Genomic DNA, 24918 nt, shown 5'->3' on the forward strand with positions numbered 1-24918 from the left:
GCGGCGGCACGGTCGTAGAGTCGGGGCCATGACCTCTACCGACAGTGCTGCCACCGACACCCCCCAGAAGGCGCCCGCCAAGGACCCCTGGGACCTGCCCGACGTCTCCGGACTCGTGGTCGGGGTGCTCGGCGGAACCGGGCCGCAGGGCAAGGGCCTGGCCTACCGGCTCGCCAAGGCCGGACAGAAGGTGATCATCGGCTCGCGGGCGGCCGAGCGCGCCCGGGACGCCGCGGAGGAGCTCGGCCACGGAGTCGAGGGCGCGGACAACGCCGAGACCGCGCGCCGCAGCGACATCGTGATCGTCGCCGTGCCGTGGGACGGCCACGGCGAGACCCTCGCGTCCCTGCGCGAGGAACTGGCCGGCAAGCTCGTCGTCGACTGCGTCAACCCGCTCGGCTTCGACAAGAAGGGCGCCTACGCGCTCAAGCCCGAGGAGGGCAGCGCCGCCGAGCAGGCCGCCGCCCTGCTCCCGGACTCCCGGGTCACGGCCGCCTTCCACCACCTGTCCGCGGTCCTGCTCCAGGACCCGGAGATCGACGAGATCGACACCGACGTGATGGTGCTCGGCGAGGTGCGGGCGGACGTCGAGACCGTCCAGGCCCTGGCCGGGCGGATCCCCGGGATGCGCGGGATCTTCGCCGGGCGGCTGCGCAACGCCCACCAGGTGGAGTCGCTGGTGGCGAACCTGATCTCCGTCAACCGCCGGTACAAGGCGCACGCGGGGCTGCGCGTCACCGACGTGTGAGCCGGTGAGGTCCATGGGGGACACTGGACGGCAGCAGCAGTGCCGCAGTGTCCCCCGACAGGAGTCGACCCCATGCCCCGCCTCGCCCTCTACGCGTTGATCGTCTGCGTCCTCTCCGTGGCCGCCGCCGTCGTCTCCTTCACACGGGGCAGCTTCCTGGGGATCGTGTGGGTGCTGCTGGCGGGCCTGTCGTCCAACATGTGCTGGTACTACGCCAGGCGCGCCAAGCAGCGGAAGTCCGTCACCGGCTGACGCGCGCCCGTCAGGGGGCCGCCGAGCAGAACTCGTTCGAGCCCTGCCAGAAGCGGTACAGCTCCTGACCGCAGTACGTCTCGAAGTCGCTGATCCCGAGAGACTTCAGGATCGTGTCGACCACGTCGAAGAAGACGCCGTTCACCGCCGGCAGCCACAGCAGCGCGAACACGAAGAGCAGACCGAACGGCGCGAACGGCTCCACCTGGCGCCGGATGCCGTACGACAGCCAGGGCTCGATCACGCCGTAGCCGTCCAGGCCCGGCACCGGCAGGAAGTTCAGCAGCGCGGCCGTCACCTGGAGCAGAGCCAGGAAGGCCAGCGCGAAGCGGAAGTCGTTCGGCACACCGTCCAGCGCGTCCAGCCAGAACGGGGCGGTGCACACGACGGCGAACAGCACGTTCGTCAGCGGGCCCGCCGCCGAGATCAGGCTGTGCTTCCAGCGCCCCCGGATCCGCCCCCGCTCGATGAACACGGCGCCGCCGGGCAGTCCGATCCCGCCCATGATCACGAAGATCACGGGGAGCACGATGCTGAGCAGCGCGTGTGTGTACTTGAGCGGGTTCAGGGTCAGATAGCCCTTCGCGCCGACCGAGATGTCGCCGCTGTGCAGGGCGGTGCGCGCGTGCGCGTACTCGTGCAGGCACAGCGAGACGATCCATGCCGCCGTCACGAACAGGAACACGGCGACGCCGGGCTGCTCGGCGAACCCGGTCCAGGTCGCCCATCCCGTGACCGCCGTCACGGCGAGGATCCCGACGAAGACGGGACTGATCCGCCGCTCGCTGTGGCGGGTGATGGCGGTGGTCATGGGGCTCCCTGCACTCATCGACACGGGGTGGGACGGCCCGACAGTACTGGGCGCAGGTGAAAAACGTCTCGCGCGGGCGGTCGGTTCCGGGGAGGGTGGGCGCATGGGGCTCTGGCACGTGTACTACGAGGACTGGCAGATGGAGTGCTGCGGCACGCCGTTCTCGGTGGGGGACGAGGTGAGCTGGCCCTTGCTGCTCCTGGCCCCGGACACCGTGCTGGGCGGCGGCTGGCGCGACCAGCTCACGAAGATCGCAGGGCCCGTGGAACACGTGGGTGGGGTGCGGATGGTCCGGGAGGAGACGGGCCTCCCGGTGGCCCTGGGAGCGGACCCGGACGCCGAGGAGGACCGGCGCCCGGAACCGGGGGGCGGGACCCGGGCGGTCGGGCTGCTGTGCGTGGAGCGGCATGGCGCGAACTGGCCCGAGGCCCGCGGCCGCGTGCGGGCCGTGCAGGTGCTGACCCAGACCTGGGCCGAGACGGCGCCGGGCTCGCGCTCCTACGAGCCCGTGCGGGGGGAGCGCGGGCTGCGGACGGTGGACCGGTGCCCGAAGCGGTTCGCGGAGACCGAGACGGAGCCGTCGGCGGACGGGAGGGGACGGTACTCGCGTGAATCGGGGGTGGTGGTGACCTTGAACGTGCCGGGCACGGACTCCCGGCTCTCCCCTCCGGCCGGCCGGGCCCGGCGCCGCCGAGGATCCTGACGCCGCGCCTGCTTCCGGCACCGCCCCCTGAACGCCCGCCGCGCCGTCAACCGCCGTGACCCGCCCCCGTATCCCCGGAGACAATGAACCCGTGCACTACCGCATCCTCGGCACCACGCAGGCGCTCCGCACCGACGGGACGGTCGTTTCGGTCGGTGGGGCGCGGTTGCGTGCGCTGCTGACCGTGCTCGCGTTATGGGCGGGACGCACCGTGCCTACGGGGGTGCTCGTCGACGAGGTGTGGGGCGCGGACCCGCCCACCGACGCGCCGGGCGCGCTGCAGGCACTGGTGGGGCGGTTGCGGCGGACGCTCGGGCCGGACGCCGTGGCCTCCGCGGAGGGCGGGTACCGGCTCACGGCCGCGCCCGACGACGTCGACCTGCACCGGTTCGAGCGGCTGGCCGGCGAAGGGCGGCGGGCGCTGGCCGACGGCGACCCCGCCAAGGCCGCCGTGGTCCTCGACGACGCCCTCGCCTTGTGGCACGGCCCGGCCCTCGCCGACCTGCCCGACCGCACCGCTGAGGCGGCCCGCTGGGACACCCGCCGCCTGGACGTGCTGCGCGCCCGTCACACCGCCGCCCTCGCCCTCGGCCTGGCCGAGCAGTCCCTGCCGGAGCTGACCGCGCTGTGCGACGGCCACCCCCTGGACGAGCCCCTCCAGGCCCTGCGCCTGCGCGCCCTGCGGGAGTCCGGCCGCACGGCGGAGGCACTGGACGCCTACGAGGACGTGCGGCGTCTGCTCGCCGACCGTCTCGGAGCCGACCCGGGGCCGGAACTGCGATCCCTGCACGCCCAGTTGCTCCGCCTGGAGGACACGCCCGCATCCGCACCCGCCGCCGAGGGGCCGGGCAGGTCCGCCGGGAATCTCCGGGCCCGCCTCACCTCGTTCATCGGCCGGGAGACCGACATCGAGGCCATCCGCGGGGATCTCGCCGCGGCCCGGCTGGTCACCCTGCTCGGGCCCGGCGGCGCGGGGAAGACCCGGCTGTCGCAGGAGGCCGCCGAGACCGTACGGCAGGCCATGCCCGGGGGCGTGTGGCTCGCCGAACTCGCCCCGGTCGACGACCCCGCCGCCGTGCCCGAGGCCGTGCTCACCGCCGTCGGGGCCCGCGAGACCGTGCTCTACGGAGCCGGCGCCGAGGGCATCCGGGCGGCCGTCGCCGACCGGCTCGACGACCCCGTCGAGCGGCTCGCCGAACACTGTTCCCGACCGCACACGCTGCTGATCCTCGACAACTGCGAGCACGTGGCCGACGCCGCCGCCCGGCTCACCGAAGAGCTGCTGGCGCGCTGCCCGGACCTCACCGTCCTGGCCACCAGCCGTGAACCGCTCGGGGTGCCGGGGGAGTTGCTGCGCCCGGTGGAGCCGCTGCCCGAGCCGGTCGCGCTGCGGCTGCTCGCCGACCGGGGCGCGGCGGCCCGGCCCGGCTTCCGGATCGAGGACGATCCCGAGGCGTGTGCCGAGATCTGCCGGCGTCTCGACGGACTGCCGCTGGCCATCGAACTCGCCGCCGCCCGGCTGCGGATGCTCACTCCCCGCCAGATCGCCGACCGGCTCGACGACCGCTTCCGCCTCCTCACCTCCGGCAGTCGCACCGTGCTGCCCCGCCAGCAGACCCTCAGAGCCGTCGTCGACTGGTCCTGGGATCTGCTCGACGAGGACGAACGGGACGTCCTGCGGCGGCTGTCGGTGTTCGCCGGCGGCTGTGACCTGCCCGCGGCCGAGGCGGTGTGCGGACCGGTCGCGCTGGAGGCGCTCGGCTCTCTCGTCGACCGCTCCCTGGTCGTCGCCGCCCCGCCCGGCGGGCCCGCCGACGGGGAGATGCGTTACCGGCTGCTGGAGACCGTCGCGGAATACGCCGCCGAACGGCTGGACGAGTCCGGGCAGCGCGCCGACGTCGAGCGCGCCCACCTGACGTACTTCCGTGAACTCGCCCGCACGACCGACCCGTTGCTGCGCGGCTCCGGCCAGCTCGCCGCCATCCACCGGCTGGAGCGGGAGTACGAGAACCTGCGCACCGCCCTGCGTCACGCCGTCGCCCTGCGCGACGAGCAGGAGGCGCTGTGCCTGGCGCTGTCCCTCGTCTGGTACTGGCACATGCGCGACCTGCGCATCGAGGCCCGCAACTGGTACGGCGAGGTCATGGCGCTCGGCCCCGACCCCTTCACGGAGCCGGTCCGTCCCGCCACCGCGGTCTGGAAGCGCTGCACCGACGCCCCGCCCCCGATGACCGGCGAAATCTTGTGGGAGGCCCGGCGCGGGATCCACCTGGCCCATCTCGCCTGCATGGACACCGAACTGGACGCCTGGCAGAACCCGCGGTCCCAGCAGAAGCTGCGGACCATCGCCCGGACCTACGAACCCGGCCTCCCGCAGAACTGCCGGCTTCCCGGCCTGCTCTGGTTCTTCGCCGTGATGCTGACCGGCGACATGGACCGGCTGCGCGTCATCATCGACGCCTCCATCCGCACCTGCCGGGAGACCCCCGGCTTTGAATGGGAGCTGGCCTCCGGCCTCCAGATGCGGGCCAACTTCCTCGCCAACCGCGCCGACTGGGAGGGGGACGCCGCCCGTGACGCCGACGAGTCGCTGGAGATCTACCGGCGCCTCGGCGACGCCTGGGGCACCGCCGAGGCCCTCTCCGCGCGCGCCGAGGCCCGCGAACGCAAGGGCGATTACGTGAGGGCGGCCGCCGACTACGAGGCGGCCGTCGGGCACGCCGAGCACCTCGGCGCCCGCGCCCAGGCGGCCGTCCTCGGCGCCCGGCTGGGCAGCGCGCTGCTGGAGGCGGGCGAGGGCGAACGCGGCGAGCGGCTGCTGCGCGAGGTGATCGCCCAGCACGAGGACTCGCACAACGAGGCCATGCCCGCCGCCCGCCTCTTCCTGGCCGGCCGGCTCGGCGTGACGGGCCGCGTCCCGGAGGCGCGTGAGCATCTGCGGCGCCTGCGGCAGGACTTCCGGATCGCCCACTTCATCGTCTTCGACGCCTACATCCTCGGCGCGGAGGCGTGGCTGGACGCCACGGAGGGACGGTACGAGGAGTGCCTGGACCGGATCCGCAAGGCGCTGGAGCGGGCCGCCGACCCGCTGTCCGAGGCCATCACGCCCCATATGCGCTCGGGGTACCTGATCATCGGTGCCTGGGCCCTGGCCGGCCTCGACGGCGGGCCGCGCGCCGTGGACGCGGCCCGTTGCCTGGGTGCCTTCGACGCGCTGCTGCCACCCTGCCACGTCGCCCAGCGGCAGGAGCGCGAGGCCCGCGAGCGGGCGGAACGACGCGCGCGTGCGGTCCTCGGCGACCCGGCGTACGAGGCCGCGTACGCCGAGGGCGGCGGCCTCTCCCTGGAGGAGGCCGCCGCCCTCGTCTGACGCGGTCAGGGCGCGTTCGGTCAGCTCTTGGTCCGGAACTTGTGGATGGCGACCGGCGCCATCACAGCCGTGATCGCCACGGACCAGCCGAGCGTCACCCACAGGTCGTGCGCGACCGGCCCGCCCACCATCAGACCGCGCGAGGCGTCCGCGAGCGTGGACAGCGGGTTGTAGTCGGTGAACGCCTTGAGCCAGCCCGGCATCGACGTCGTCGGCGCGAAGATCGACGAGCCGAACTGCAGCGGGAACAGCACCAGGAAGCCCATCGCCTGCACGGACTGCGCGCTCTTCATGATCACGCCGAGGGTGAGGAACACCCACATGATCGACGAGGCGAAGGCCGTGGACAGGGCCACGGTCGCGAACAGCCCGGGCCAGTTCGTGATCTCGAATCCGACGGCGACGGCGACGATCATCAGCACGGCGGTCGCGAACATCATCCGCAGCAGTTCCACCGAGATCTTCGCGAACAGCACCGAGCCCCGGCCGATGGGCAGGGACCGGAAGCGGTCCATGACACCGGAGTTGAAGTCCTGGCTGAAGCCGGTGCCGACGCCCTGGGAGAGCGTCATGCTCATCATCGCGATCATGCCGGGGATGACGTACTGGACGTACTGGTCCTGCCCGCCGCCGAGCGCCTGCCCGATCGAGCCGCCGAACACGAACACGAACAGCAGGGTGAAGATGACCGGCATCAGCAGCGCGTCGGCCATCGACTCCGGGTCCTGGCGGATCCACAGCAGGTTGCGGCGGACGAGGGCACTGGTGTGCCGCAGGTGCCCGCGCAGGGTGATCCGGGCGTCGTCGGTCGTCGAGGGGTGGGAAACGGTGGCGGCACTCATACGGCGACCTCTTCGCGGTCCTCGGTGGGCACGGTGTCCTGCGGTGCGCTGGCGCGGTGGCCGGTGAGGGACAGGAACACCTCGTCCAGGCTGGGAAGTTCAGTGGTGACGGCGGCGAGCGTGACGCCGCGGGTTGTGACGGCACCGACGACGGCCGTCAGCTGCTCGTCGCTGAGGATCGGTACGAGGAGGGTCCCGGAGGCGCTGTCCACGGTGGTGGTCGCGAGCCCGGTGATGCCGAGGTCGTCCAGGTGCGCGGCGAGCGGCCGCAGGTGCAGGGCGTCGGCCGGCCGGATCCGCAGGGTCCGCCCGCCGACCTTGGCCTTGAGTTCCTCGATGCCCCCGCCCGCGACGACCTTGCCCTTGTCCACGACGGTCAGCTCGGAGGCGAGCTGCTCGGCCTCCTCCATGTACTGCGTGGTCAGCAGCACCGTCACGCCGTCGCCGACCATGGCCTTCACCTCGTCCCACACCTCGTTTCGGGTGCGCGGGTCGAGCCCGGTGGTCGGTTCGTCGAGGAAGAGGACGGCGGGCCGCCCGATCATCGAGGCGGCCAGGTCGAGCCGCCGCCGCATACCGCCGGAGTAGGTGCTCGCGGGCCGCTTGGCGGCCTCCGTCAGCGAGAACCGCTCCAGCAGTTCGTCGGCACGCGCGCGTGCCTCCTTGCGGGGCAGGTCGAGCAGCCGCCCGATCATGTACAGGTTCTCCCAGCCGGGGAGCTTCTCGTCGACGGAGGCGTACTGCCCGGTGAGGCCGATCACCCGGCGCAGCTGCCGCGGCTGCCGTACGACGTCGTACCCGGCCACCGTGGCCTGCCCCGAGTCGGGCGCGAGCAGCGTGGAAAGGATCCTCACGAGGGTCGTCTTGCCGGCCCCGTTCGGCCCGAGCACCCCCATCACGGTGCCCTCCCGCACCTCCAGGTCGACCCCGTCCAGAGCCTTGGTCTCCCCGTAGTGCTTCACCAGCCCCCGCACGGTCACAGCGGCGCCGCTGGTCTGATTGTCGATTCGCGTCATGGGACAGACGGTCTCAGGCGCCACCGACAAAGCGCCGACAGATCACCGATAGCCCGCCGCCGGTGGTTTCCGGAAAGGGGGACAGCCCGTCGACGGGGGACGATCGACGGGCTGTCCGTGGTACCGCTGTGGCTCTAGTGGACGGAGTGCTCGTCCTGCGGGAACGTTCCGCCGACGACCTCGTCCGCGAACGCCTTCACGGCGTCACCCATGACCTCGCGCAGGTTGGCGTACTGCTTCACGAACTTCGGCATCCGCCCGCCGGTCAGACCCAGCATGTCCGTCCAGACCAGCACCTGCGCGTCGGTCTCGGGGCCCGCCCCGATGCCGACGGTCGGGATGTGCAGCACCCGCGTCACCTCGGCGGCCAGCTCCGCGGGTACCAGCTCCAGCACCACCGCGAACGCGCCCGCGTCCTGTACGGCCTTCGCGTCCCGCAGCAACTGCTGGGCCGCCTCCTCGCCGCGCCCCTGCACGCGGTAGCCCATCGCGTTGACCGACTGGGGGGTCAGCCCGATGTGCGCCATGACCGGGATGCCGGACTCGACGAGCAGCCGGATCTGCTCGTGCGACCGCTCGCCCCCCTCCAGCTTCACGGCCTGCACGCCCGCCTCCTTCACCAGCCGGGTCGCCGAGCGCAGCGCCTGCACCGGACCCTCCTGGTAGGACCCGAAGGGCAGGTCGCCGACGATCAGGGCGCGCGAGGTGCCCCGGACGACCGCCGCCGACAGCATCGTCATCTCGTCGAGGGTGACGGGCACGGTCGTCTCGTACCCGAGGTGGCAGTTGCCCGCCGAGTCGCCGACGAGCATCACCGGGATGCCGGCCTCGTCGAAGACGGACGCCGTCATCGCGTCGTACGCGGTGAGCATCGGCCACTTCTCGCCGCGCTCCTTGGCGGCGGCGATGTCGCGCACGGTGATACGGCGGGTGCCCTTGCCCCCGTACAGCGCCTTGCCGCTGTCGGAGGACTTCGCCCGAGCAGTCTGGGCAGCCGGAAGCTGCGTCATTACACGGCTCCTAACACGTCATCTCGAGGCGCCCTGACGGCGTCCCCGGACCACGTCCATGGTGGCACCTCGTGCCACCGAGGGCTAGGGGAGCCCCTGTGAGTTCCTCCCCGGGTTCCCCAAGCGGGTGCTGTATGAAGAGACGGGTGGGAGTATTCCGATACGAGACGGTATCGTATCGGAATGGTTCTAGGCTCGACCGCATGACTACCTCTGCCGACCCGGCCGCCCCCACCGGCCCCCGCGTACCGGAAGCGGTGCACCGGCGCCGCTGGGCGATCCTCGGCGTGCTGATGCTGAGCCTGCTGATCGTCGTGCTCGACAACTCGATCCTGAACGTCGCCATCAAGACGATCTCCACCCCGGCCCCCACCGGCTTGGGCGCCACGCAGAGCCAGCTGGAGTGGGCGATCAACGCCTACACCCTCGTTTTCGCGGGCCTGCTGTTCACCGCGGGGCTGCTCGGTGACCGGCTCGGACGCAAGAAGGTGCTGCTCGGCGGTCTCGCGGTGTTCGGCATCGGCTCCGCGTTCGCCGCGTTCTCCGGCTCGCCGGGCGAGCTGATCACCTTCCGGGCCGTGATGGGACTGGGCGCCGCGTTCGTCATGCCCGCCACCCTCGCCGTCCTCATGAACGTCTTCGAGCGCGAGGAGCAGCCGAAGGCCATCGGCATCTGGGCGGGCGGCGTCGGCCTCGCCGTCGCCATCGGCCCGATCACCGGCGGCGTGCTGCTGGAGCACTTCTGGTGGGGCTCGGTCTTCCTCGTCAACGTGCCGATCGTGCTGCTCGCGCTCGCGCTGATGCTCTGGCTGGTGCCCGACTCGCGTGACCCGAACCCCGGCCGGGTCGACCCCGTCGGCGTGGTGCTGTCCGTTGTCGGCCTGGTCCTGCTCGTCTACGGCATCATCGAGGGCGGCCAGCACGCCGACTTCACCGACGTCACCGTGCTGTCCTCCATCGGGGCCGGTCTCGCCGTGCTCGTCGCGTTCGTCGTGTTCGAAAAGCGCAGCGACCATCCGTCGATAGACGTCACGTACTTCCGGAGCAAGGCCTTCTCGGCCGCCATCGCCGCCATCGCGCTGGTCTTCTTCGCGCTGATGGGCGTGACCTTCTTCTCCGTCTTCTACACGCAGAGCGTGCGCGGCTACTCGCCGCTGCAGACCGGTCTGCTGATGCTGCCGCTGGCCGCCTCCCAGCTGATCTTCGCGCCGCGCGCCCGGCTGGTGGTCGACCGCTTCGGCAACAAGGCCACGACCGCGGGAGGACTGCTCGTCATCGCCGCCATGCTGGCCGCCTTCGCCACCCTGGACGGTGACACGCCCATCTGGATCCTGGAAGTGATCTTCTTCCTGATGGGTGCCGGCATGGCGCACATCATGACGCCGGTCAGCGTCGTCATCATGCAGGCCCTGCCCCGCGAGAAGGCCGGCTCCGCCTCCGCGCTCAGCAACACCTTCCGGCAGGTCGGCGGCGCCCTCGGCGTCGCGGTCCTCGGCTCGGTGCTGTCCACGGCGTACCGCACGAGCATCGAGGACGAACTCGGCGCGCTGCCCCCGGCCCTGCGCCACACCGCGGGGGAGTCCATCGAAGCCACCCTCGGTGTCGCGGCCGGGCTGGGCCCGCGGGGCGAGTCCCTGGTCGCCCCGGCCTACGACGCGTTCCTGCACGCGATGCACATCACCGCCCTGTGGGGCGCGGGCGTCGCCCTGGCCGGCGCGGTCGTCGTGGCGCTGTTCCTGCCGGGCAAGCCGTCGGCGTCCCAGGGGACGGAGGGGGAAGAGGAGTTTTCGCACACCAGGTCGTAGGCCTGCGGGAGAATTCACTCCCGCGCAGCAAGGAACGGTCTCCACCCGGTCAGGAAAGGACGCAGCGACGTGAGCCTCGCCGAACGGCACCCCCCGCACGACGGCCCCGGGAGGGGCCGCCCCAGAAGCGAGGCCGTCGAGGGCGCCATCATCGAGGCCGTGATGAAGCTCCTGGAGGAGGGCGTGCCCCTGGCGGAGCTGTCCATCGAGCGCATCGCCCGCACCGCCGGGGTCGGCAAGGCCACCATCTACCGCCGCTGGAGCGGCAAGGAGGAACTCTTCGTCGACGTCGTGCGCACCGCCGAGCCGCCGGACCCGCCGCTGCCCGGCACCTCGCTGCGCGACGACCTCGTGGTCCTGCTGGAGCAGGTGCGCCGGCGCGGCCTGGCCAACCGCTCCTCGGCGATCCTGCACAGCGTCCAGGCCCAGATGAAGAGCAGTCCGAAGCTCTGGGCGGCGTACCACGCCACCGTCATCGCCCCGCGCCGCCGGCTCGGCCTGGAGGTCCTGAGGCGCGGTCAGGAGAACGGTGAACTGCGCGCGGACCTCGATCTCGAACTGCTGAACGACCTGTTCGTCGGCCCGATGCTCGTGCGCGCCGTGCTGCGCCCGGACTCCGACCTCCCCGACGACCTCGCCGAGCAGATAGTCGACACCCTGCTCGAAGGGCTGCGGCCCGACAGCTCACCACCCGTCAGTTCGGTCTCCAGCAGGCCCTAGTGTGCGCGTTTCGTCACAGTGGCGCTTTCAGCGGGCGTGAGCGGAACTCGCCGCGGGGACTCGAACGTCATCGCCCCCGTACGGCCGTCGAGGGACGGCGGGAACGGAACGGATCATCCCCTAGGGTCGTAAGGACACGGGGGCGATGGTGTGCACGGCAGGCAGTGAGGCGACGGTATGGCGCAGCAGGCGTACATGACGGAGACGGACAACGGCGGCTCGGGTCCCGAGCACCAGGGAACCCGGCTTCGGCGCCTGTTCGACCGGCTGGCGGGCCCCTGGCGCGGCGATCCGCGGATCTGGCGCCGCGGGCTGATCGTGGCCGGGTGCGCGGTGCTGCTGGCCCTGGTCATGGGGCTGCACTCGCGCATCCCGAACAGGATCGGCAACCTGGGCAGCCTCATCGAGACGTTCCTGCCCTGGCTGGGTATCCCGGTCGCCCTGCTGTTCGTCCTCGCGCTGGTGCGCAGGTCCGCGACCGCGCTGATCGCGGTGGTGCTGCCGTGCGTGGTCTGGCTGAACCTCTTCGGCGGCCAGCTCAGCGACAAGACCGCGACCGGCGGTGACCTCACCGTGGTCACCCACAACGTCAACGCCGACAACCCGGATCCGTCGGGCACCGCACGTGACGTGGCGGCCTCCGGCGCCGACGTGCTGGCGCTGGAGGAGCTGTCGCCGGCCGCGGTCCCGACGTACGAGAAGGCGCTGGCGTCGACGTACCGCTACCACTCGGTGCAGGGCACGGTCGGCGTGTGGAGCAAGTACCCGCTGACCGGCGTCCGGGACGTCGACCTCGACATGGGCTGGACCCGCGCGATGCGCGCCACCGTGACCGCCCCGGCCGGGCAGGTCGCGGTCTACGTCGCCCATCTGCCGTCGGTGCGGGTGAAGATGGAGGCCGGCTTCACGGCCCGGCAGCGTGACCGCAGCGCCGACTACCTCGGCGAGGCCATCGCCCACGAACCGCTGAAGAACGTGGTCCTGCTCGGCGACCTGAACGGCACCATGAACGACCGGGCGCTCAACGCCGTCACCTCCCAGATGCGCTCCACGCAGGGCGCGGCCGGCAACGGGTTCGGTTTCAGCTGGCCCGCGTCGTTCCCGATGGCACGCATCGACCAGATCATGGTCCGGGGCCTGACGCCGGAGAGCTCGTGGACCCTCCCGCGGACGGGCAGCGACCATCTGCCGGTCGCGGCCCGTGTGAGGGTCGCCACAAGCGGTTCCTGAAAACCGCTGGTCAGGGCTCTTTCAGCAGATATCGGCAGCTGCGGCGTCGCCGCGTGGAACAGTGCGCCTGCGAGACTTTGTTCCGTACTTGAACATACGCGTACGGATCTCCAAGCAAGTCTCGAAAGGCTCCTTCATGCCCCTGGCCCTGCTCGCCCTCGCCGTGGGCGCCTTCGGCATCGGTACGACCGAGTTCGTGATGATGGGGCTGCTGCCCGATGTCGCGGACGACCTGAACATCTCGATACCCAGCGCCGGCCACCTGGTGTCGGCGTACGCGCTGGGCGTCGTCATCGGCGCCCCGCTGCTGGCCGCGGTCACCGCGAAGATGTCCCGTCGCACGGTCCTGATCGGCCTGATGGGTCTGTTCGTGGTGGGCAACGCCCTGTCGGCCCTCGCGCCCGACAACGGCTGGCTGCTGGCCGCCCGCTTCCTGAGCGGCCTGCCGCACGGCGCCTTCTTCGGCGTGGGCGCCGTCGTCGCGACGAACATGGTCGCCCCCGAGCGCAAGGCGCGCTCGGTCTCGCTGATGTTCCTCGGCCTGACGGTCGCGAACGTCGTCGGCGTGCCGGTCGCGACCCTCATGGGCCAGCACCTCGGCTGGAGGGCGACCTTCCTCGGCGTCAGCGCCATCGGCCTGGCGGCGATCGCCGCGCTCGCTTTCCTCGTCCCGCAGGACCACCAGCACACCACCGCCGCGGGCCTGCGCGGCGAACTCGCCGCCCTGCGCTCCCTGCCGGTCTGGCTGTCGCTCGGCACCACCGTGGCGGGCTTCGGCGCCCTCTTCGCGGCCTACAGCTACATCACGCCGATGCTCACGGACGCCGCCGGTTACGCCGACGCCAGCGTCACCCTGCTGCTGGCGCTGTTCGGCGTCGGCGCGACCGCCGGCAACCTGCTGGGCGGCCGCCTGGCCGACCATTCCCTGCGGGGCACCCTGTTCGGCGGTCTCACCTCGCTGGTGGCGGTCCTTGCGCTGTTCCCGCTGCTGATGCGCACGGAGCTCACAGCCGCCGTGGCCGTGATCCTGCTCGGCATGGCGGCCTTCGCCACCGGCTCCCCGCTCCAGCTGATGGTCATGGAGAAGGCCTCCTCGGCCCCGTCCCTGGCCTCCTCGGCCAACCAGGCCGCCTTCAACCTGGCCAACGCCGGCGGCGCCTGGATCGGCGGCCTCGCCCTGGCCGCGGGCTTCGGCGTCACCTCCCCGGCCACGGCCGGCGTGGCCCTGGCCGTCCTCGGTCTGGTCGTGGCGTCCCTGGCCTGGGCGGTGGACCGCCGCCGGGCGCCGGTCGCCGGACGCGAGCGGATCGTGGCGAGCCACGTCCCGCAGAAGGCGGAAGCGGTACACCGCTGACGGCTTTCGGCGTGCGGCGGCCCGGGGGACGAGATCCCGCGGGCCGCCGCCGTCCAGAGCCCGTCCGGGACGGTGCGACGCGTGGGGTCGGTCAGGGCTTCGAAGAGGCCGTCGGCCACGACCTCACCATGGGCACGTATTCACCTGCCCATCAAGTCCTTCCTTCCCAGCCCGTCGGAGCGACTCCCGGCCCAGCCCGTCGGAGCGACTCCCGGCCCGGCCCGTCGGAGCGACTCCCGGCCCGGCCCGTCAGAGCGACTCCCGCCACCCGTTCGTGATCGGCAGCCGCCTGTCCTTCCCGAACCCCTTCGCCGAGATCTTCGTACCCGGCGGGTACTGCCGCCGCTTGTACTCCGCCGTGTCGACCATGCGCAGCGTCTTCGCGACCAGCGCCGGGTCGTACCCGGCCGCCACGATCTCGTCCGCGCCCCGGTCCCGGTCGACGTACAGCTCAAGGATGGCGTCCAGCACCGGGTAGTCGGGCAGCGAGTCCGTGTCCACCTGGCCCGGGCGCAGCTCCGCGCTCGGGGGCTTGGTGATGGAGTTCTCCGGGATCGGCGGCGTCTGGCCGCGCTCCCGGGCGGCCCGGTTGCGCCACTCCGAGAGACGGAAGATCGACGTCTTGTAGACGTCCTTGATGGGGCCGTACGCCCCGACCGAGTCGCCGTAGAGCGTGGAGTAGCCGACCGCCAGTTCCGACTTGTTGCCCGGGGCGAGAACGATGTGGCCCTCCTGGTTGGAGAGCGCCATGAGCAGCGTGCCGCGCAGACGCGACTGGAGGTTCTCCTCCGCCAGGCCCGTCAGGCCCAGCGAGCCCATGTACGCGTCGAACATCGGCTCGATCGCGACCGTGCGGTAGTTCAGCCCCGTACGGCGGGCCAGTTCGGCCGCGTCGTCCTTGGAGTGGTCCGAGGAGTACTTCGACGGCATCGACACCCCGTACACGTTCTGCGGGCCCACCGCGTCGCACGCGATCGCTGCCACCAGCGACGAGTCGATACCGCCCGACAGGCCGATCAGGACCGACGTGAAGCCGTTCTTCGCGACGTACGCCCGCAGACCCACGACGAGCGCCGAGTAGACCTCCTCGTCGTCGTCCAGGCGGTCCGCGTAGCCGCCCGTGAGCTCGGGCTCGTAGGGGGCCAGCGGTTCCTCCGAGAGCACCACGCGGTCGATACGCAGGCCGTCGTCCACCACGCCCGTCGGGGCGTCGGCCGACGCCGCCGGCAGATCCAGGTCCAGGACCACACAGCCCTCGGCGAACTGCGGCGCCCGGGCCACGACCGCGCCGTCCTTGTCGACCACGATCGAGTCGCCGTCGAACACCAGCTCGTCCTGGCCGCCGATCATGGCCAGGTACGCCGTGGTGCAGCCGGCCTCCTGGGCCCGCTTGCGGACCAGCTCCAGGCGCGTGTCGTCCTTGTCGCGCTCGTAGGGGGAGGCGTTGATCGAGACCAGCAGGCCCGCCTGCGCCGAACGGGCGGCGGGGACGCGGCCGCCGTCCTGCCAGAGGTCCTCGCAGATGGCCAGGGCGACATCCACGCCGTGCACCCGCAGGACCGGCATGCTGTCGCCGGGCACGAAGTAGCGGAACTCGTCGAACACGCCGTAGTTGGGCAGGTGGTGCTTGGCGAAGTTCAGGACCACCTCACCGCCGTACAGCACCGCGCCCGCGTTCTGCGGCGCGCCGGCCGGCTGGCCGTACTTCGGCTGGGCGGTCGCGCTGCGGTCGAGGTAGCCGACGATCACCGGCAGCTCTCCGAAGCCCTCCTCGGCCAGGCGCGCGGCGAGAGTGCGCAGCGCCGCGCGTGAGGCCTCCACGAAGGACGACCTGAGCGCCAGGTCCTCGACGGGATACCCGGTCAGCACCATCTCCGGGAACGCCACGAGATGCGCTCCCTGCTCGGCGGAGTGCCGGGTCCAGCGGACGATCGACTCGGAGTTGCCGGCGAGGTCGCCCACGCGGGCGTCGATCTGGTTCAGGGCGAGACGTAGTTGAGGCACGCCGTCCAGTGTAATCGTCAGAGCGACACAATGGGGTGGTGTGGGTCACCCCACACCACCCCGGTCCCCTCGCGGAGGTCAGTGGCGCCGGTAGGACTCGACGTAGCCGGGGGCGGGCGAGCCCACGCCGGTGACGTCGTCGTAGCCCTTCACGGCCGCGAGGAAGCCGTCCTTGCCGAGACTGCGCACGGACGTGGCCAGACCGCCGGTGGCGTCGTAGCCGTTCACGAAGTCGACCCGGGCCACGGCGAGGCCGGAGCCCGTCGGGTCGTCGGTGACGTCGTGGTAGACCTCCGAGCCGGACTTCGCGTAGATCGCCGGGCTGGCGAAGCCGATCACCTTGCCGCCGCGGGCCTCCTGGGCCAGGGCCTGGATGGCCGCGATGGTCGGCGCGGCGAGCGAGGTCCCGCCGATGCGGTACTCGCTGTAGGCCTGCTTCCCGCCGTCGGGGAGGGTGTGCGTCTGCCCCACCAGGAAGCCGGTGTTGGGGTCGGCGATCGCCGCGATGTCCGGGACGACCCGGTTGCCGTCCGCGCTGTCGGCCTTCGCCGGCGCGTCCGGTACGACACCCATCACTCGACGGACGTCACTCTCGCGATGAACCGCTCATGCCAGAAAATGGTCCAGCCCAAGAAGCGCTCTACGGAGGCCGAGAAGAGCCAGGAAGCCGCGCTGAAGGGCGATTCGAGGCTTACGCGCAGGCTGCCTCTAGGACCGCGGCGCCGCGCCACGCTCCTTGAGCATGTCCGCCATCAGGGAGATCTCCGACTGCTGTGCCTCCACCATGCCCTGGGCGAGCCGCTTCTCCACCCCCACCGCGCACCGGTCCGCACAGCCCTCGGCCATGTGGACGCCCCCTTGGTGATGGTCCGTCATCAGCTGGAGGTAGAAGACCTCCGCCCGCTTCCCGCTGAGCTCGCCGAGCTTCTTCATCTCGGAGTTGGTCGCCATGCCCGGCATCAGCGCACCGTCCTCGCCGGAGGCCATGCCGCCCATGTCCATCCAGGTCATGGGCGGTTTTGAGGACACCTTGGGCAGACCCCACAGATCGAGCCAGCCGAGCATCATGCCGCGCTGGTTGGCCTGCGTCTGCGCGATGTCGTACGCGAGGCGCCGGACCTCCTCGTCGTCGGTGCGGTCGCGCACGATGTACGACATCTCCACGGCCTGCTGGTGGTGCACCGCCATGTCCCGCGCGAACCCGGCGTCCGCGGACTCGGCGGAGGGGGTCACACTGCCGCCGTCGTCCCCGGCGACCGCGTAGGTGATCGCGCCGGCCGCGACCAGCGCCGCCGCCGCGGCCCCGGCGATCAGTCCGAGGTGCCTCACTTGGAGAGCCCGTTCGTGCAGGCGGCCCCCGGCTCGGGGGTCTGCTCGCCCTGGACGAACTTCTCGAAGAACGCGTCCACGTCCGGGTCGTTCGCGCCCGTCACCGTGCGCTGGTGGCCCCACGCCGAGAGCATGATCGGGTCCTTCTGGTCGTCCACCGGGCTCATCAGCGTGTACGGCGTCTTCTTCACCTTCGCCGCGAGCGCGTCGACGTCGGCCTTCTTCGCGGCGGCGTTGTACGTCACCCACACCGCGCCGTGCTCCAGCGAGTGCACGGCGTTGGTGTTGTTCAGCCGCTCGGTGTAGACGTCGCCGTTGCAGTTCATCCAGACCGGGTTGTGGTCACCGCCGACCGGCGGCTCGGAGGCGTACTTCACGGCCTTGGTGACGTGGTTGCGGGCCAGCTTCCCCTCCCAGGACTTCACGCCGTCCTTGCCCGTCACGAACCTGCCCTTGCCCGAGGAGTCACTCGCCACGGCACCACTGCCCTTGTCGTCGTCCTGGGACCGCACGAGCACGACGCCGCCGACGACGAGACCGGCGACGACCACCACGCCGGCAGCGATGGTGAGGATCCGGTTGCGGCGCTCACGGGACTGCTCGGCGCGCCGCATCTCCTCTATGCGCGCCTTGCGGTCCGTGCCGGTCTTGTTGGCGGAGCCCATGAGGTGTCCTTCGGGGGAAAGTGACGGTCGGGTCGGCTGATCGTAGTGGGGGAGACGGGGCGCCTCGTAGAGCGGCCGCGGGAATGGGCCGAATCGATACGGCACCGACAGCCGCACGACAGGTTCACCGACCCCGGCGCCCCGCACTCCCGCCGGATCATCTGAACCGCGGAATCGTTCGTCACCTACGCCGCCTGCGTGCGGCTGCTGCGCTCCACCGACCTCGCCCTGCGGGTCCTGATGCGGCTCGCCCTCGCGGGCGGGTCCCGCCCGACGACCCGGGAGGTCACGGGCGGCATGGACGTGCCCTGCGCCCATCTCGCGAAGGTCGTCGCCGAGCTCCAGCACATGCATCTGCTCGCGGCCCGCCGCGGGCGCGGCGGCGGCCTCACCCTCACCGAGCAGGGGCGTACCGCCTCGGTCGGTGCGGTCGTCCGCGCCTTCGAGGGCAGCGGCGACGTCGTCGACTGCGAGGGCCCCACCCCCTGTCCCCTCAAAAACGCCGCCTGCCGGCTGCGCACCGCCCTGCGCCGGGCCGAGGAGGCGTTCTTCACCTCACCGGACCGGTCACGGCGGAGGACATCGTGGCGGAACCGACCGGGGTTCTGCTGCTAAGGATCTCGCGGGAGCCCTCGGGCTCTGTCCGACGCCGGGGGCCTGTCCGACCCTCGGGGCTTGCCCGGCCCTCAGGGTCCGTCCGGCAGATCCCCGCTGCGCCTGCCCCGCGGGCCACGGGTCCGGCCCGAACACCTCGTGGTGGATGTCGGCCGGTGCCACGCCCTTGCCGATCGGCTGGGCCCGTACCGCCTGCATGAAGCGCAGTGGCCCGCACGGGTACGCGCCGCGTGCCCGGCGCGACCGGGACGCCGGTGAGGTCGACCAGGCCGGAGCGGGTGCCCGCCGGGGCGTCCTGCTCGTACCAGAAGGGGACGGACGCGTCGGGCAAGCTCGGCGGCGTAGGCCTCGTGGCCGGTGCGCAGGGCGTGGGTGGCGGGCGAGCGGTCGCCGTGCACGACGGTGACCGGAGCGGGCTGCCCCGAGCCGGCGAGGTGGGCCGGCATCGCGGCCCCGGGGGTCCCGCCGATGCCGGCGAGGCCGGCAGCAGGGGCACGCCAATTAAAGTTGCCTACGAGACGCACATGAAGTGGACGCGCAGCGAGAGGAACCGGCCGTTACGGATGTCGGCGCGAGCAGGCACTATGGGCGCAAGAGCAGTTCACCTGCCGTAGGCGAGGCGTTCGGCCCCGGGCCGCCCGGGCGATCATGGTCCGCAACGCGTTCGAAATGGTGGTGTGGTGGGATGCTCAGGTGCCCGACCGCCTCCCGTGGTACGGAAGACAGGCGGCCTGACCAGCAAGGATGGGGAAGCGGAAGATGGACAAGCAGCAGGAGTTCGTGCTCCGGACGTTGGAGGAGCGCGACATCCGGTTCGTACGCCTGTGGTTCACGGACGTGCTGGGCTTCCTCAAGTCCGTCGCCGTGGCCCCGGCCGAACTGGAACAGGCCTTCGACGAGGGCATCGGCTTCGACGGCTCCGCGATCGAGGGCTTCGCCCGGGTCTACGAGTCCGACATGATCGCCAAGCCGGACCCGTCGACCTTCCAGATCCTGCCCTGGCGTGCGGAGGCCCCGGGCACGGCCCGCATGTTCTGCGACATCCTCATGCCGGACGGCTCCCCGTCCTTCGCCGACCCGCGCTACGTGCTCAAGCGGGCCCTCGCCCGCACCTCCGACCTGGGCTTCACGTTCTACACCCACCCGGAGATCGAGTTCTTCCTGCTGAAGGACCGGCCGCTGGACGGCAGCCGCCCGACGCCCGCCGACAACTCCGGCTACTTCGACCACACCCCCACCAACGTCGGCATGGACTTCCGCCGTCAGGCGATCACCATGCTGGAGTCGATGGGCATCTCGGTGGAGTTCTCCCACCACGAGGGCGCGCCGGGCCAGCAGGAGATCGACCTGCGCTACGCCGACGCGCTCTCCACCGCCGACAACGTCATGACGTTCCGCCTCGTCATGAAGCAGGTGGCACTGGAGCAGGGCGTGCACGCCACGTTCATGCCGAAGCCGTTCTCCGAGCACCCCGGCAGCGGCATGCACACGCACCTGTCGCTCTTCGAGGGCGACCGCAACGCCTTCTACGAGTCGGGCTCGGAGTACCAGCTCTCCAAGGTGGGCCGCTCCTTCATCGCGGGCCTGCTGCGGCACGCGGCGGAGATCTCCGCGGTCACCAACCAGTGGGTCAACTCCTACAAGCGCATCTGGGGCGGCGCGGAGCGCACGGCGGGCGCGGGCGGCGAGGCCCCGTCGTACATCTGCTGGGGCCACAACAACCGCTCGGCGCTCGTCCGCGTCCCGATGTACAAGCCCGGCAAGACCGGCTCGGCGCGCGTGGAGGTCCGCTCCCTCGACTCCGGCGCGAACCCGTACCTGGCCTACGCCCTGCTGCTGGCCGCCGGCCTCAAGGGCATCGAGGAGGGCTACGAACTCCCGCCGGGCGCCGAGGACGACGTCTGGGCCCTCTCCGACGCGGAGCGCCGCGCGATGGGCATCGAGCCGCTCCCCCAGAACCTGGGCGAGGCCCTGACCCTCATGGAACGCAGCGACCTGGTCGCCGAGACCCTCGGCGAGCACGTCTTCGACTTCTTCCTGCGCAACAAGCGGCAGGAGTGGGAGGAGTACCGGTCCGAGGTCACGGCGTTCGAGCTGCGGAAGAACCTGCCGGCGCTGTAAGGGCAGGTCAGGGCGGAATCTGCGGTGGATTCGACTAATGGGGCTGACGGCCCATGACCGTCGGCCCCCTTGTCGCTTCACCACCCATGGGCCGTCTCTGGGCCGTCTGGCTCCGCCTGGTCGTACCTGAGGTGAACAACAGCGAGGGCGAAACCTGCGTCAGGGATGAGTGAGACGGCGCAGGGCCTCCTCTCTGTGCCGCACATAGCCTGAACCGGTTCGGGAGCCGGCACCTGCATCGCCCTCGCTCCCACGGCTCCCCGGGTCAGCTACGGTTGAGGCGCTCCCGTTTGGGCGGGGTCAGTAGCCGCCCCTGGCGGTGCCTGGCCAGGGGCAGCAACCATTGCCTGCAGCACCGTCACGAGTACTTCGGCGCGTTGGTCGCCGTTCAACTCGGAGTCCGCAATCAGGCGTTCTGCTGCGAGGTAGCGCGACAACTCCAAGGGTTGATCAAAGTAGCGTTGCAGGTGGGCGGCTGATGCTTCTTGAGATCGGATGAAAGTCCGTCCAACAAATCCAGCCAAGGCTGCTGACACAGTTCCGAGTGTCGCCGCCGCGATGCTCGCGGCAGTGCTTTCCGCTCGAATCGCCATTACTGTGAAAGTGACCAGCAGTCCGAACCCCAGAAGCATGGCAAATTGCGCGTTTCGGAAGGATTTCCTAGCCTGCTTCAAGGCGATTCCATGGTATTGACTCAGACGTGCGTGGGTCACCGACCACAGGTTAGCGAGTGCGAGTGAGGATCTGGCGCGCTCCTGGACAGTGATGTCTTCCGAAGTTACCTCGGTCCTCGCCAGCGAAGCTTCCAATTGCTGTTCTGCCGCTTGTACCCGTACCTGGTCACGCGAATCTGATTTGATGCCTGCCGTCCTGGTTAGACGGAATGCAAAGATGTGAAGGCAAATTCCAAGCAAGATCCAAAGGCCTCCCTGGAAATCTGACCAAGTTGGAGGAAAGCCGGGTCCTCCATCGTCAATGTGAGGTCCGGCTTTACTGAAGGCTGCACTTCCGAATAACCACAAAAGGAAAATGGCCGCGATCTCGCCGCCTGTGATTCCTGTGCCAGTGCTTTCAGTCTGCGTCTGCGGTGTGTTCGGCGGCGACTCAGTCACCTCGTCTGAGGGTGCCGACTGCGACGGAATGTCGGTTGACACGTTTGCCTACTCCCTGCGTACTCAGTGAGTGCGAGCCCTGCGAGCGTAGCGGATTTGGTAGTGCCTGGTGATTCCTTCGCTCGAAGTCAGCGGGATGGAGGAGGATAACCGCCCTTGAGCCTGTCAGGCGGCGCGCCAAGTTTGGTGAGCTACGAGACGAACTGGCGGCACTCGAACTGCATGTTCTGTCGTGGAGGTTCCTCAGCTTCCAAGACCTGCGGCACGACCTGGGCCAGCTGGCCCAGGTCGACTGAGGCGGGCTCACCTTGGGGCAGACAATGAAACAGCGCCTTTGTACAGGCCGTCCACGGCCTTCCGGGCCCGCGGGTCGCTCCTCGGCATCAGGTGCGTGTAGACCCTGAGCGTGAACCCCGGATCGTTGGGTCCGAGGTAGCTGCTCAGCGCCTTCACGTTCTCGCCGGCGTCCAGGAGAACAGACGCATAGAAATGCCTGAGCGCCTGCATACCGTGTTCGCGAGCAGCCTGGTGACGCTCTCCCGGCTTCGGCGCGGGGATGACCCCAGCAGCCGCGAGAGCAGGTACTACCGCCCGGAACACGTCGAGGGCACGCGCATCGTCGACCCGACTCCGGGCCCGGCCGGCAGGGGCGGGGGGTTCCGCGTGCTGTACGCGGGGTACGAGATCGACCACATGCGAGAGACGCTGTTCGCCCGAGTCCCCACCAATGACGAAGTCCAGCTCCTGCAGCTCGCCCCCGGTGAGTGGGTCGTAGAGCTGCACCGAACGACGTTCACGGCTGACGGCACGGTGGTCGAATTCGCGCTGGGCGTGCACGCGGCCACGCGCTTCTCATGGACGTACGACTTCAAGGTGCCCGACTCGGCAGTGGAAGGCGGAGGCAAGAAGTGATCTCGCAGCAGTCATGGGCGGATGCGCGACGACTCTGGGACTTCCAGCAGATGGGTCACGAGGTACGCCCGTGCTCGGTCGCCATCGGCCTGGGGAGCCATGACCTCGGGGTCGCCGACACCACGGCGGCCCTGTACCGGGACGGCATGGCTCCCCTGATCGTCTTTACGGGAGCGACCAGCCGAACCACCCGTGACCGGATGCCGCGCGGCGAAGCAGAGCACTACCGGGAGCCTAAGGTGAGACCTGTCATCGCTGGTAGTGCTGGTCTACCAGGCATCCATTTCTTTCAGCCGCCGTTCCTCCTGCTCGTATGTGCGTGAACTCGCAATACCCGAAACGAGACTTTGGACGATTATGGTGTTGGCTTCGCGAAGCGCCTTAATTCCGTTCCTGAAGAACACGGCCGAGATAGGCAGGCCCATCAGTGCCCAAGGAGACCAGTATATCGAGAGAAGGATCCACAGACTGAGTGAATACACGCCGATATTGACTCGGAACTCCGCCTCTGAGTCGAAACGATCGTGCTCCATATACACGTCCAAGTGGTTCGCAATAAGACGCATCCTAACGTCGGGGAACTCGGCTATAACGGCAAGCATTAGATTGTCTATATTGCTTCGCTGGTCGTCGTCATGATCAAGCCTTTCTAGGTAAGTGCGCAGCGCGTGATAGGACTCCAAAGTGATGATTGTGTGGCGAGCGTCCGGCTCTTTCCCGTAGTTGATCCTCGCTGCCAGCCGCGTCGAAATCTTGAGAACGTCGCCCATCAGGTAGATAACGACTGTGATAAGAGATGCAACCACTGGCCGTCCGGCCACCTCTCCGAGCACGTAAAGCCGTTCTATGAACCCATGCGCTTTGTCTCGCGCTGGCACCCACTGTCCGAAGACTATCCAGGCCTGGAACGCGCAGATAGTGCCAACGGCGAATGGGGTTCTGAAATGGCGCAACCCTGGCAGCAGACTCGTAAGCATGACGTGATGATGCACCGTCAGCATGTTCCCGTACACCTTCTCGCTGCCGCGTCAGCCGGGGCCGGTGGTCACGGACCGTCGGCCCCTCTCCGCTTCGCGCGCCCGGCGCGCCCGGGTCCCCTTCGCCGGGGCCGGCGGGCGTCCCCCCCGGCGCGCTCACACCGACGCGTTCTCCGACGCCGTCGTCCAGGCGAAGCCGTCCGGGTCGGTGAACGGTTCTGCGTCGCTGCCGATGGTGAGGCGGTGCGAGCCCGTGCCGTCGGGGGAGACACCGGCCACCTTGGCGAGGCCGCGGCGCTTGTACAGGGCCAGCTTGACCGGGCCCGTACCGGTGTCGAACTCGACGTACTTGCCGCCGAAGCTCTTCGCCACGGCCAGGCCGTGCTCCACGTAGAACTGCTTGCTGGCCTTCACGTCCTCCACGCCGAGCAGCAGGACGACCTCGTCGACCTGCCGGGTCGCCGGGCCGGTGTTCTTCTTCGACGACGTCGCGATCTGCCAGATCGTCCCGTCGGGGGCCTGCACGACGCCCCCGTAGCCCCACAGCGACTTGGCGGCGGGCTTCAGCGTCGTCGCGCCGGCCTGCACGGCCGCCTCGGCGAGGGCGTCCACATCGGCCGGCTGGGCGACCACGAGCGACAGCGTGAACCCGCGGAAGCCGGAGGTCGGTGCCTGCGACGCCCGCAGGCGCAGCCGGTCGTCCAGGCCGAAGGCGGTGGAGTAGAAACGGCCAGCGGCGGCGGGGTCGGCCACCTCGAGGGTGACGGATGCGATGGAAGTCATGACCACGACGCTAATCGCGCTCCGGCACCCGTGCTTCTCGATTCCTGACCGGGTTCCCGGGCCCTCAGGCCTGCTGCCGCTTCAGATCCGCCAGCAGCTGGTGCAGCGGCTCCGTGGCCCTGCGCCGGTACTCCTGCACCGCCCACCCGTTGCCGTCCGGGTCCTGGAAGTGCATGAACGTGGCGCCGTCGTCCGGGGAGTACTGGACGGGTTCCGAGACGTCGAGACCGCGCGCGACCAGCTCCGCGTGGGCCGCCTTGATGTCGGCCACGCACAGTTGCAGCCCCTGGTAGGAGCCCGGGGCCGGGGTGGGGCCGGGAGTCATCTGCCAGATCGACTCGCCCAGGGCGATCGAACAGCCGGAACCCGGAGGGGTCAGCTGCACGATCCGCATCCCGGGCATGACCTCCTGGTCGATGTCCACGTGGAAGCCGACCTTGTCCCGGTAGAAGTCCCGGGCGCGGTCGATGTCGGTCACGGGCAGCGGGATGACTTCGAGAGTGATGTCCATGGCGTGACTCCTTCGTCCGGCCTCATGA

At 70.2% G+C, this 24918-nt stretch carries 20 protein-coding genes and 5 pseudogenes; 12 read left to right on the forward strand and 13 right to left on the reverse strand.

Annotation, left to right across the window (positions count from 1 at the left end; all coding sequences use genetic code 11):
• Positions 1-28: 28 nt before the first annotated feature.
• Both npdG and ACIQHQ_RS03955 read left to right on the forward strand, forming a co-directional pair.
• Positions 29-748, forward strand: coding sequence for an NADPH-dependent F420 reductase (npdG, locus tag ACIQHQ_RS03950; RefSeq protein ID WP_402609800.1), 720 nt, complete (start codon positions 29-31; stop codon positions 746-748).
• 72 nt (positions 749-820) lie between these two features.
• Positions 821-1000 carry a hypothetical protein gene (locus ACIQHQ_RS03955; RefSeq protein WP_402609802.1) on the forward strand — a complete coding sequence of 60 codons (180 nt, stop codon included), beginning with the start codon at positions 821-823 and terminating at the stop codon, positions 998-1000.
• A 10-nt stretch (positions 1001-1010) separates the two neighbouring features.
• Here the strand turns inward: ACIQHQ_RS03955 and ACIQHQ_RS03960 are convergent, their stop codons facing one another.
• Positions 1011-1811, reverse strand: coding sequence for a site-2 protease family protein (locus ACIQHQ_RS03960; protein ID WP_402609804.1), 801 nt, complete (start codon positions 1809-1811; stop codon positions 1011-1013).
• Between the two features lie 103 nt (positions 1812-1914).
• Between ACIQHQ_RS03960 and ACIQHQ_RS03965 the strand changes: the two genes are divergently transcribed.
• Together ACIQHQ_RS03965 and ACIQHQ_RS03970 are read left to right on the forward strand one after the other, a co-directional pair.
• Entirely contained in the window at positions 1915-2514 is a 600-nt protein-coding gene (locus ACIQHQ_RS03965; protein WP_402609806.1) for a DUF6578 domain-containing protein, read from the forward strand.
• Positions 2515-2605: 91 nt separating this feature from the next.
• Positions 2606-5884, forward strand: a complete 3279-nt coding sequence (locus tag ACIQHQ_RS03970) for a BTAD domain-containing putative transcriptional regulator (RefSeq protein ID WP_402609808.1) — start codon at positions 2606-2608, stop codon at positions 5882-5884.
• Between the two features lie 20 nt (positions 5885-5904).
• On the opposite strand, the gene ACIQHQ_RS03975 is transcribed toward ACIQHQ_RS03970, so the two are convergent.
• The 3 genes from ACIQHQ_RS03975 to panB all read right to left on the reverse strand — a co-directional run bounded on the left by ACIQHQ_RS03975 (position 5905) and on the right by panB (position 8752).
• Positions 5905-6726: an ABC transporter permease gene (locus ACIQHQ_RS03975; RefSeq protein WP_402609810.1), complete on the reverse strand. Its 822-nt coding sequence runs from the start codon at positions 6724-6726 to the stop codon at positions 5905-5907.
• Entirely contained in the window at positions 6723-7742 is a 1020-nt protein-coding gene (locus ACIQHQ_RS03980; RefSeq protein ID WP_402609812.1) for an ATP-binding cassette domain-containing protein, read from the reverse strand. The genes ACIQHQ_RS03975 and ACIQHQ_RS03980 overlap by 4 nt, the downstream gene beginning before the upstream one ends.
• Positions 7743-7876: 134 nt before the next feature.
• Entirely contained in the window at positions 7877-8752 is an 876-nt protein-coding gene (panB, locus tag ACIQHQ_RS03985) for a 3-methyl-2-oxobutanoate hydroxymethyltransferase (protein ID WP_402609814.1), read from the reverse strand.
• Between the two features lie 203 nt (positions 8753-8955).
• Here panB and ACIQHQ_RS03990 point away from each other — a divergent pair, with 203 nt between their 5' ends.
• From ACIQHQ_RS03990 to ACIQHQ_RS04005, 4 genes are all read left to right on the forward strand, one after another.
• A complete protein-coding gene (locus ACIQHQ_RS03990; protein WP_402609816.1) occupies positions 8956-10557 on the forward strand; it encodes an MFS transporter in 1602 nt (533 codons plus the stop codon).
• A 69-nt stretch (positions 10558-10626) separates the two neighbouring features.
• Positions 10627-11277, forward strand: coding sequence for a TetR/AcrR family transcriptional regulator (locus ACIQHQ_RS03995; RefSeq protein ID WP_402609818.1), 651 nt, complete (start codon positions 10627-10629; stop codon positions 11275-11277).
• 177 nt (positions 11278-11454) lie between these two features.
• Positions 11455-12507: an endonuclease/exonuclease/phosphatase family protein gene (locus ACIQHQ_RS04000; protein ID WP_402609820.1), complete on the forward strand. Its 1053-nt coding sequence runs from the start codon at positions 11455-11457 to the stop codon at positions 12505-12507.
• A gap of 136 nt (positions 12508-12643) precedes the next feature.
• A complete protein-coding gene (locus tag ACIQHQ_RS04005; RefSeq protein WP_402609821.1) occupies positions 12644-13861 on the forward strand; it encodes an MFS transporter in 1218 nt (405 codons plus the stop codon).
• Positions 13862-14110: 249 nt separating this feature from the next.
• On the opposite strand, the gene ACIQHQ_RS04010 is transcribed toward ACIQHQ_RS04005, so the two are convergent.
• The 4 genes and pseudogenes from ACIQHQ_RS04010 to ACIQHQ_RS04025 all read right to left on the reverse strand — a co-directional run bounded on the left by ACIQHQ_RS04010 (position 14111) and on the right by ACIQHQ_RS04025 (position 17859).
• Complete coding sequence (locus ACIQHQ_RS04010) at positions 14111-15865, reverse strand: NAD+ synthase (protein ID WP_402609823.1); 1755 nt, start codon at positions 15863-15865, stop codon at positions 14111-14113.
• Positions 15866-15943: 78 nt separating this feature from the next.
• A pseudogene (locus ACIQHQ_RS04015) lies at positions 15944-16435 on the reverse strand (serine protease); the annotation flags it as partial.
• 138 nt (positions 16436-16573) lie between these two features.
• The gene (locus tag ACIQHQ_RS04020) at positions 16574-17194 is read right to left on the reverse strand and encodes a DUF305 domain-containing protein (protein WP_402609825.1); all 621 of its coding nucleotides are present in this window, start codon (positions 17192-17194) and stop codon (positions 16574-16576) included.
• The gene (locus ACIQHQ_RS04025; protein ID WP_402609827.1) at positions 17191-17859 is read right to left on the reverse strand and encodes a DUF3105 domain-containing protein; all 669 of its coding nucleotides are present in this window, start codon (positions 17857-17859) and stop codon (positions 17191-17193) included. The genes ACIQHQ_RS04020 and ACIQHQ_RS04025 overlap by 4 nt, the downstream gene beginning before the upstream one ends.
• A 198-nt stretch (positions 17860-18057) precedes the next feature.
• On the opposite strand from ACIQHQ_RS04025, the pseudogene ACIQHQ_RS04030 reads away from it, so the two are divergent.
• A pseudogene (locus ACIQHQ_RS04030) lies at positions 18058-18491 on the forward strand (Rrf2 family transcriptional regulator); the annotation flags it as partial.
• A 91-nt stretch (positions 18492-18582) separates the two neighbouring features.
• Here ACIQHQ_RS04030 and ACIQHQ_RS04035 read toward each other — a convergent pair.
• Positions 18583-18950, reverse strand: a pseudogene (locus ACIQHQ_RS04035) (hemin transporter); the annotation flags it as partial.
• A gap of 283 nt (positions 18951-19233) precedes the next feature.
• On the opposite strand from ACIQHQ_RS04035, the gene glnA reads away from it, so the two are divergent.
• Positions 19234-20595, forward strand: a complete 1362-nt coding sequence (gene glnA, locus ACIQHQ_RS04040; RefSeq protein WP_033312643.1) for a type I glutamate--ammonia ligase — start codon at positions 19234-19236, stop codon at positions 20593-20595.
• A 269-nt stretch (positions 20596-20864) separates the two neighbouring features.
• Here glnA and ACIQHQ_RS04045 read toward each other — a convergent pair whose 3' ends face one another.
• Complete coding sequence (locus tag ACIQHQ_RS04045; protein WP_402609830.1) at positions 20865-21749, reverse strand: hypothetical protein; 885 nt, start codon at positions 21747-21749, stop codon at positions 20865-20867.
• A gap of 381 nt (positions 21750-22130) precedes the next feature.
• Between ACIQHQ_RS04045 and ACIQHQ_RS04050 the strand changes: the two are divergent.
• Together ACIQHQ_RS04050 and ACIQHQ_RS04055 are read left to right on the forward strand one after the other, a co-directional pair.
• A pseudogene (locus ACIQHQ_RS04050) lies at positions 22131-22619 on the forward strand (UTRA domain-containing protein); the annotation flags it as partial.
• Positions 22616-22861: pseudogene (locus ACIQHQ_RS04055) on the forward strand (YdcF family protein); the annotation flags it as partial. The pseudogenes ACIQHQ_RS04050 and ACIQHQ_RS04055, both read left to right, overlap by 4 nt.
• A 27-nt stretch (positions 22862-22888) precedes the next feature.
• Here ACIQHQ_RS04055 and ACIQHQ_RS04060 read toward each other — a convergent pair.
• The 3 genes from ACIQHQ_RS04060 to ACIQHQ_RS04070 form a co-directional block, all read right to left on the reverse strand.
• Positions 22889-23596, reverse strand: a complete 708-nt coding sequence (locus tag ACIQHQ_RS04060; protein ID WP_402609832.1) for a hypothetical protein — start codon at positions 23594-23596, stop codon at positions 22889-22891.
• A gap of 156 nt (positions 23597-23752) precedes the next feature.
• Positions 23753-24379 carry a glyoxalase gene (locus tag ACIQHQ_RS04065; protein WP_402609834.1) on the reverse strand — a complete coding sequence of 209 codons (627 nt, stop codon included), beginning with the start codon at positions 24377-24379 and terminating at the stop codon, positions 23753-23755.
• Positions 24380-24443: 64 nt separating this feature from the next.
• Positions 24444-24890 carry a VOC family protein gene (locus tag ACIQHQ_RS04070; RefSeq protein ID WP_402609836.1) on the reverse strand — a complete coding sequence of 149 codons (447 nt, stop codon included), beginning with the start codon at positions 24888-24890 and terminating at the stop codon, positions 24444-24446.
• Positions 24891-24918: the final 28 nt, after the last annotated feature.

Origin of the sequence: Streptomyces sp. NPDC092370 (assembly GCF_044755265.1) — a bacterium.
In the GTDB taxonomy this organism is placed as follows: domain Bacteria; phylum Actinomycetota; class Actinomycetes; order Streptomycetales; family Streptomycetaceae; genus Streptomyces.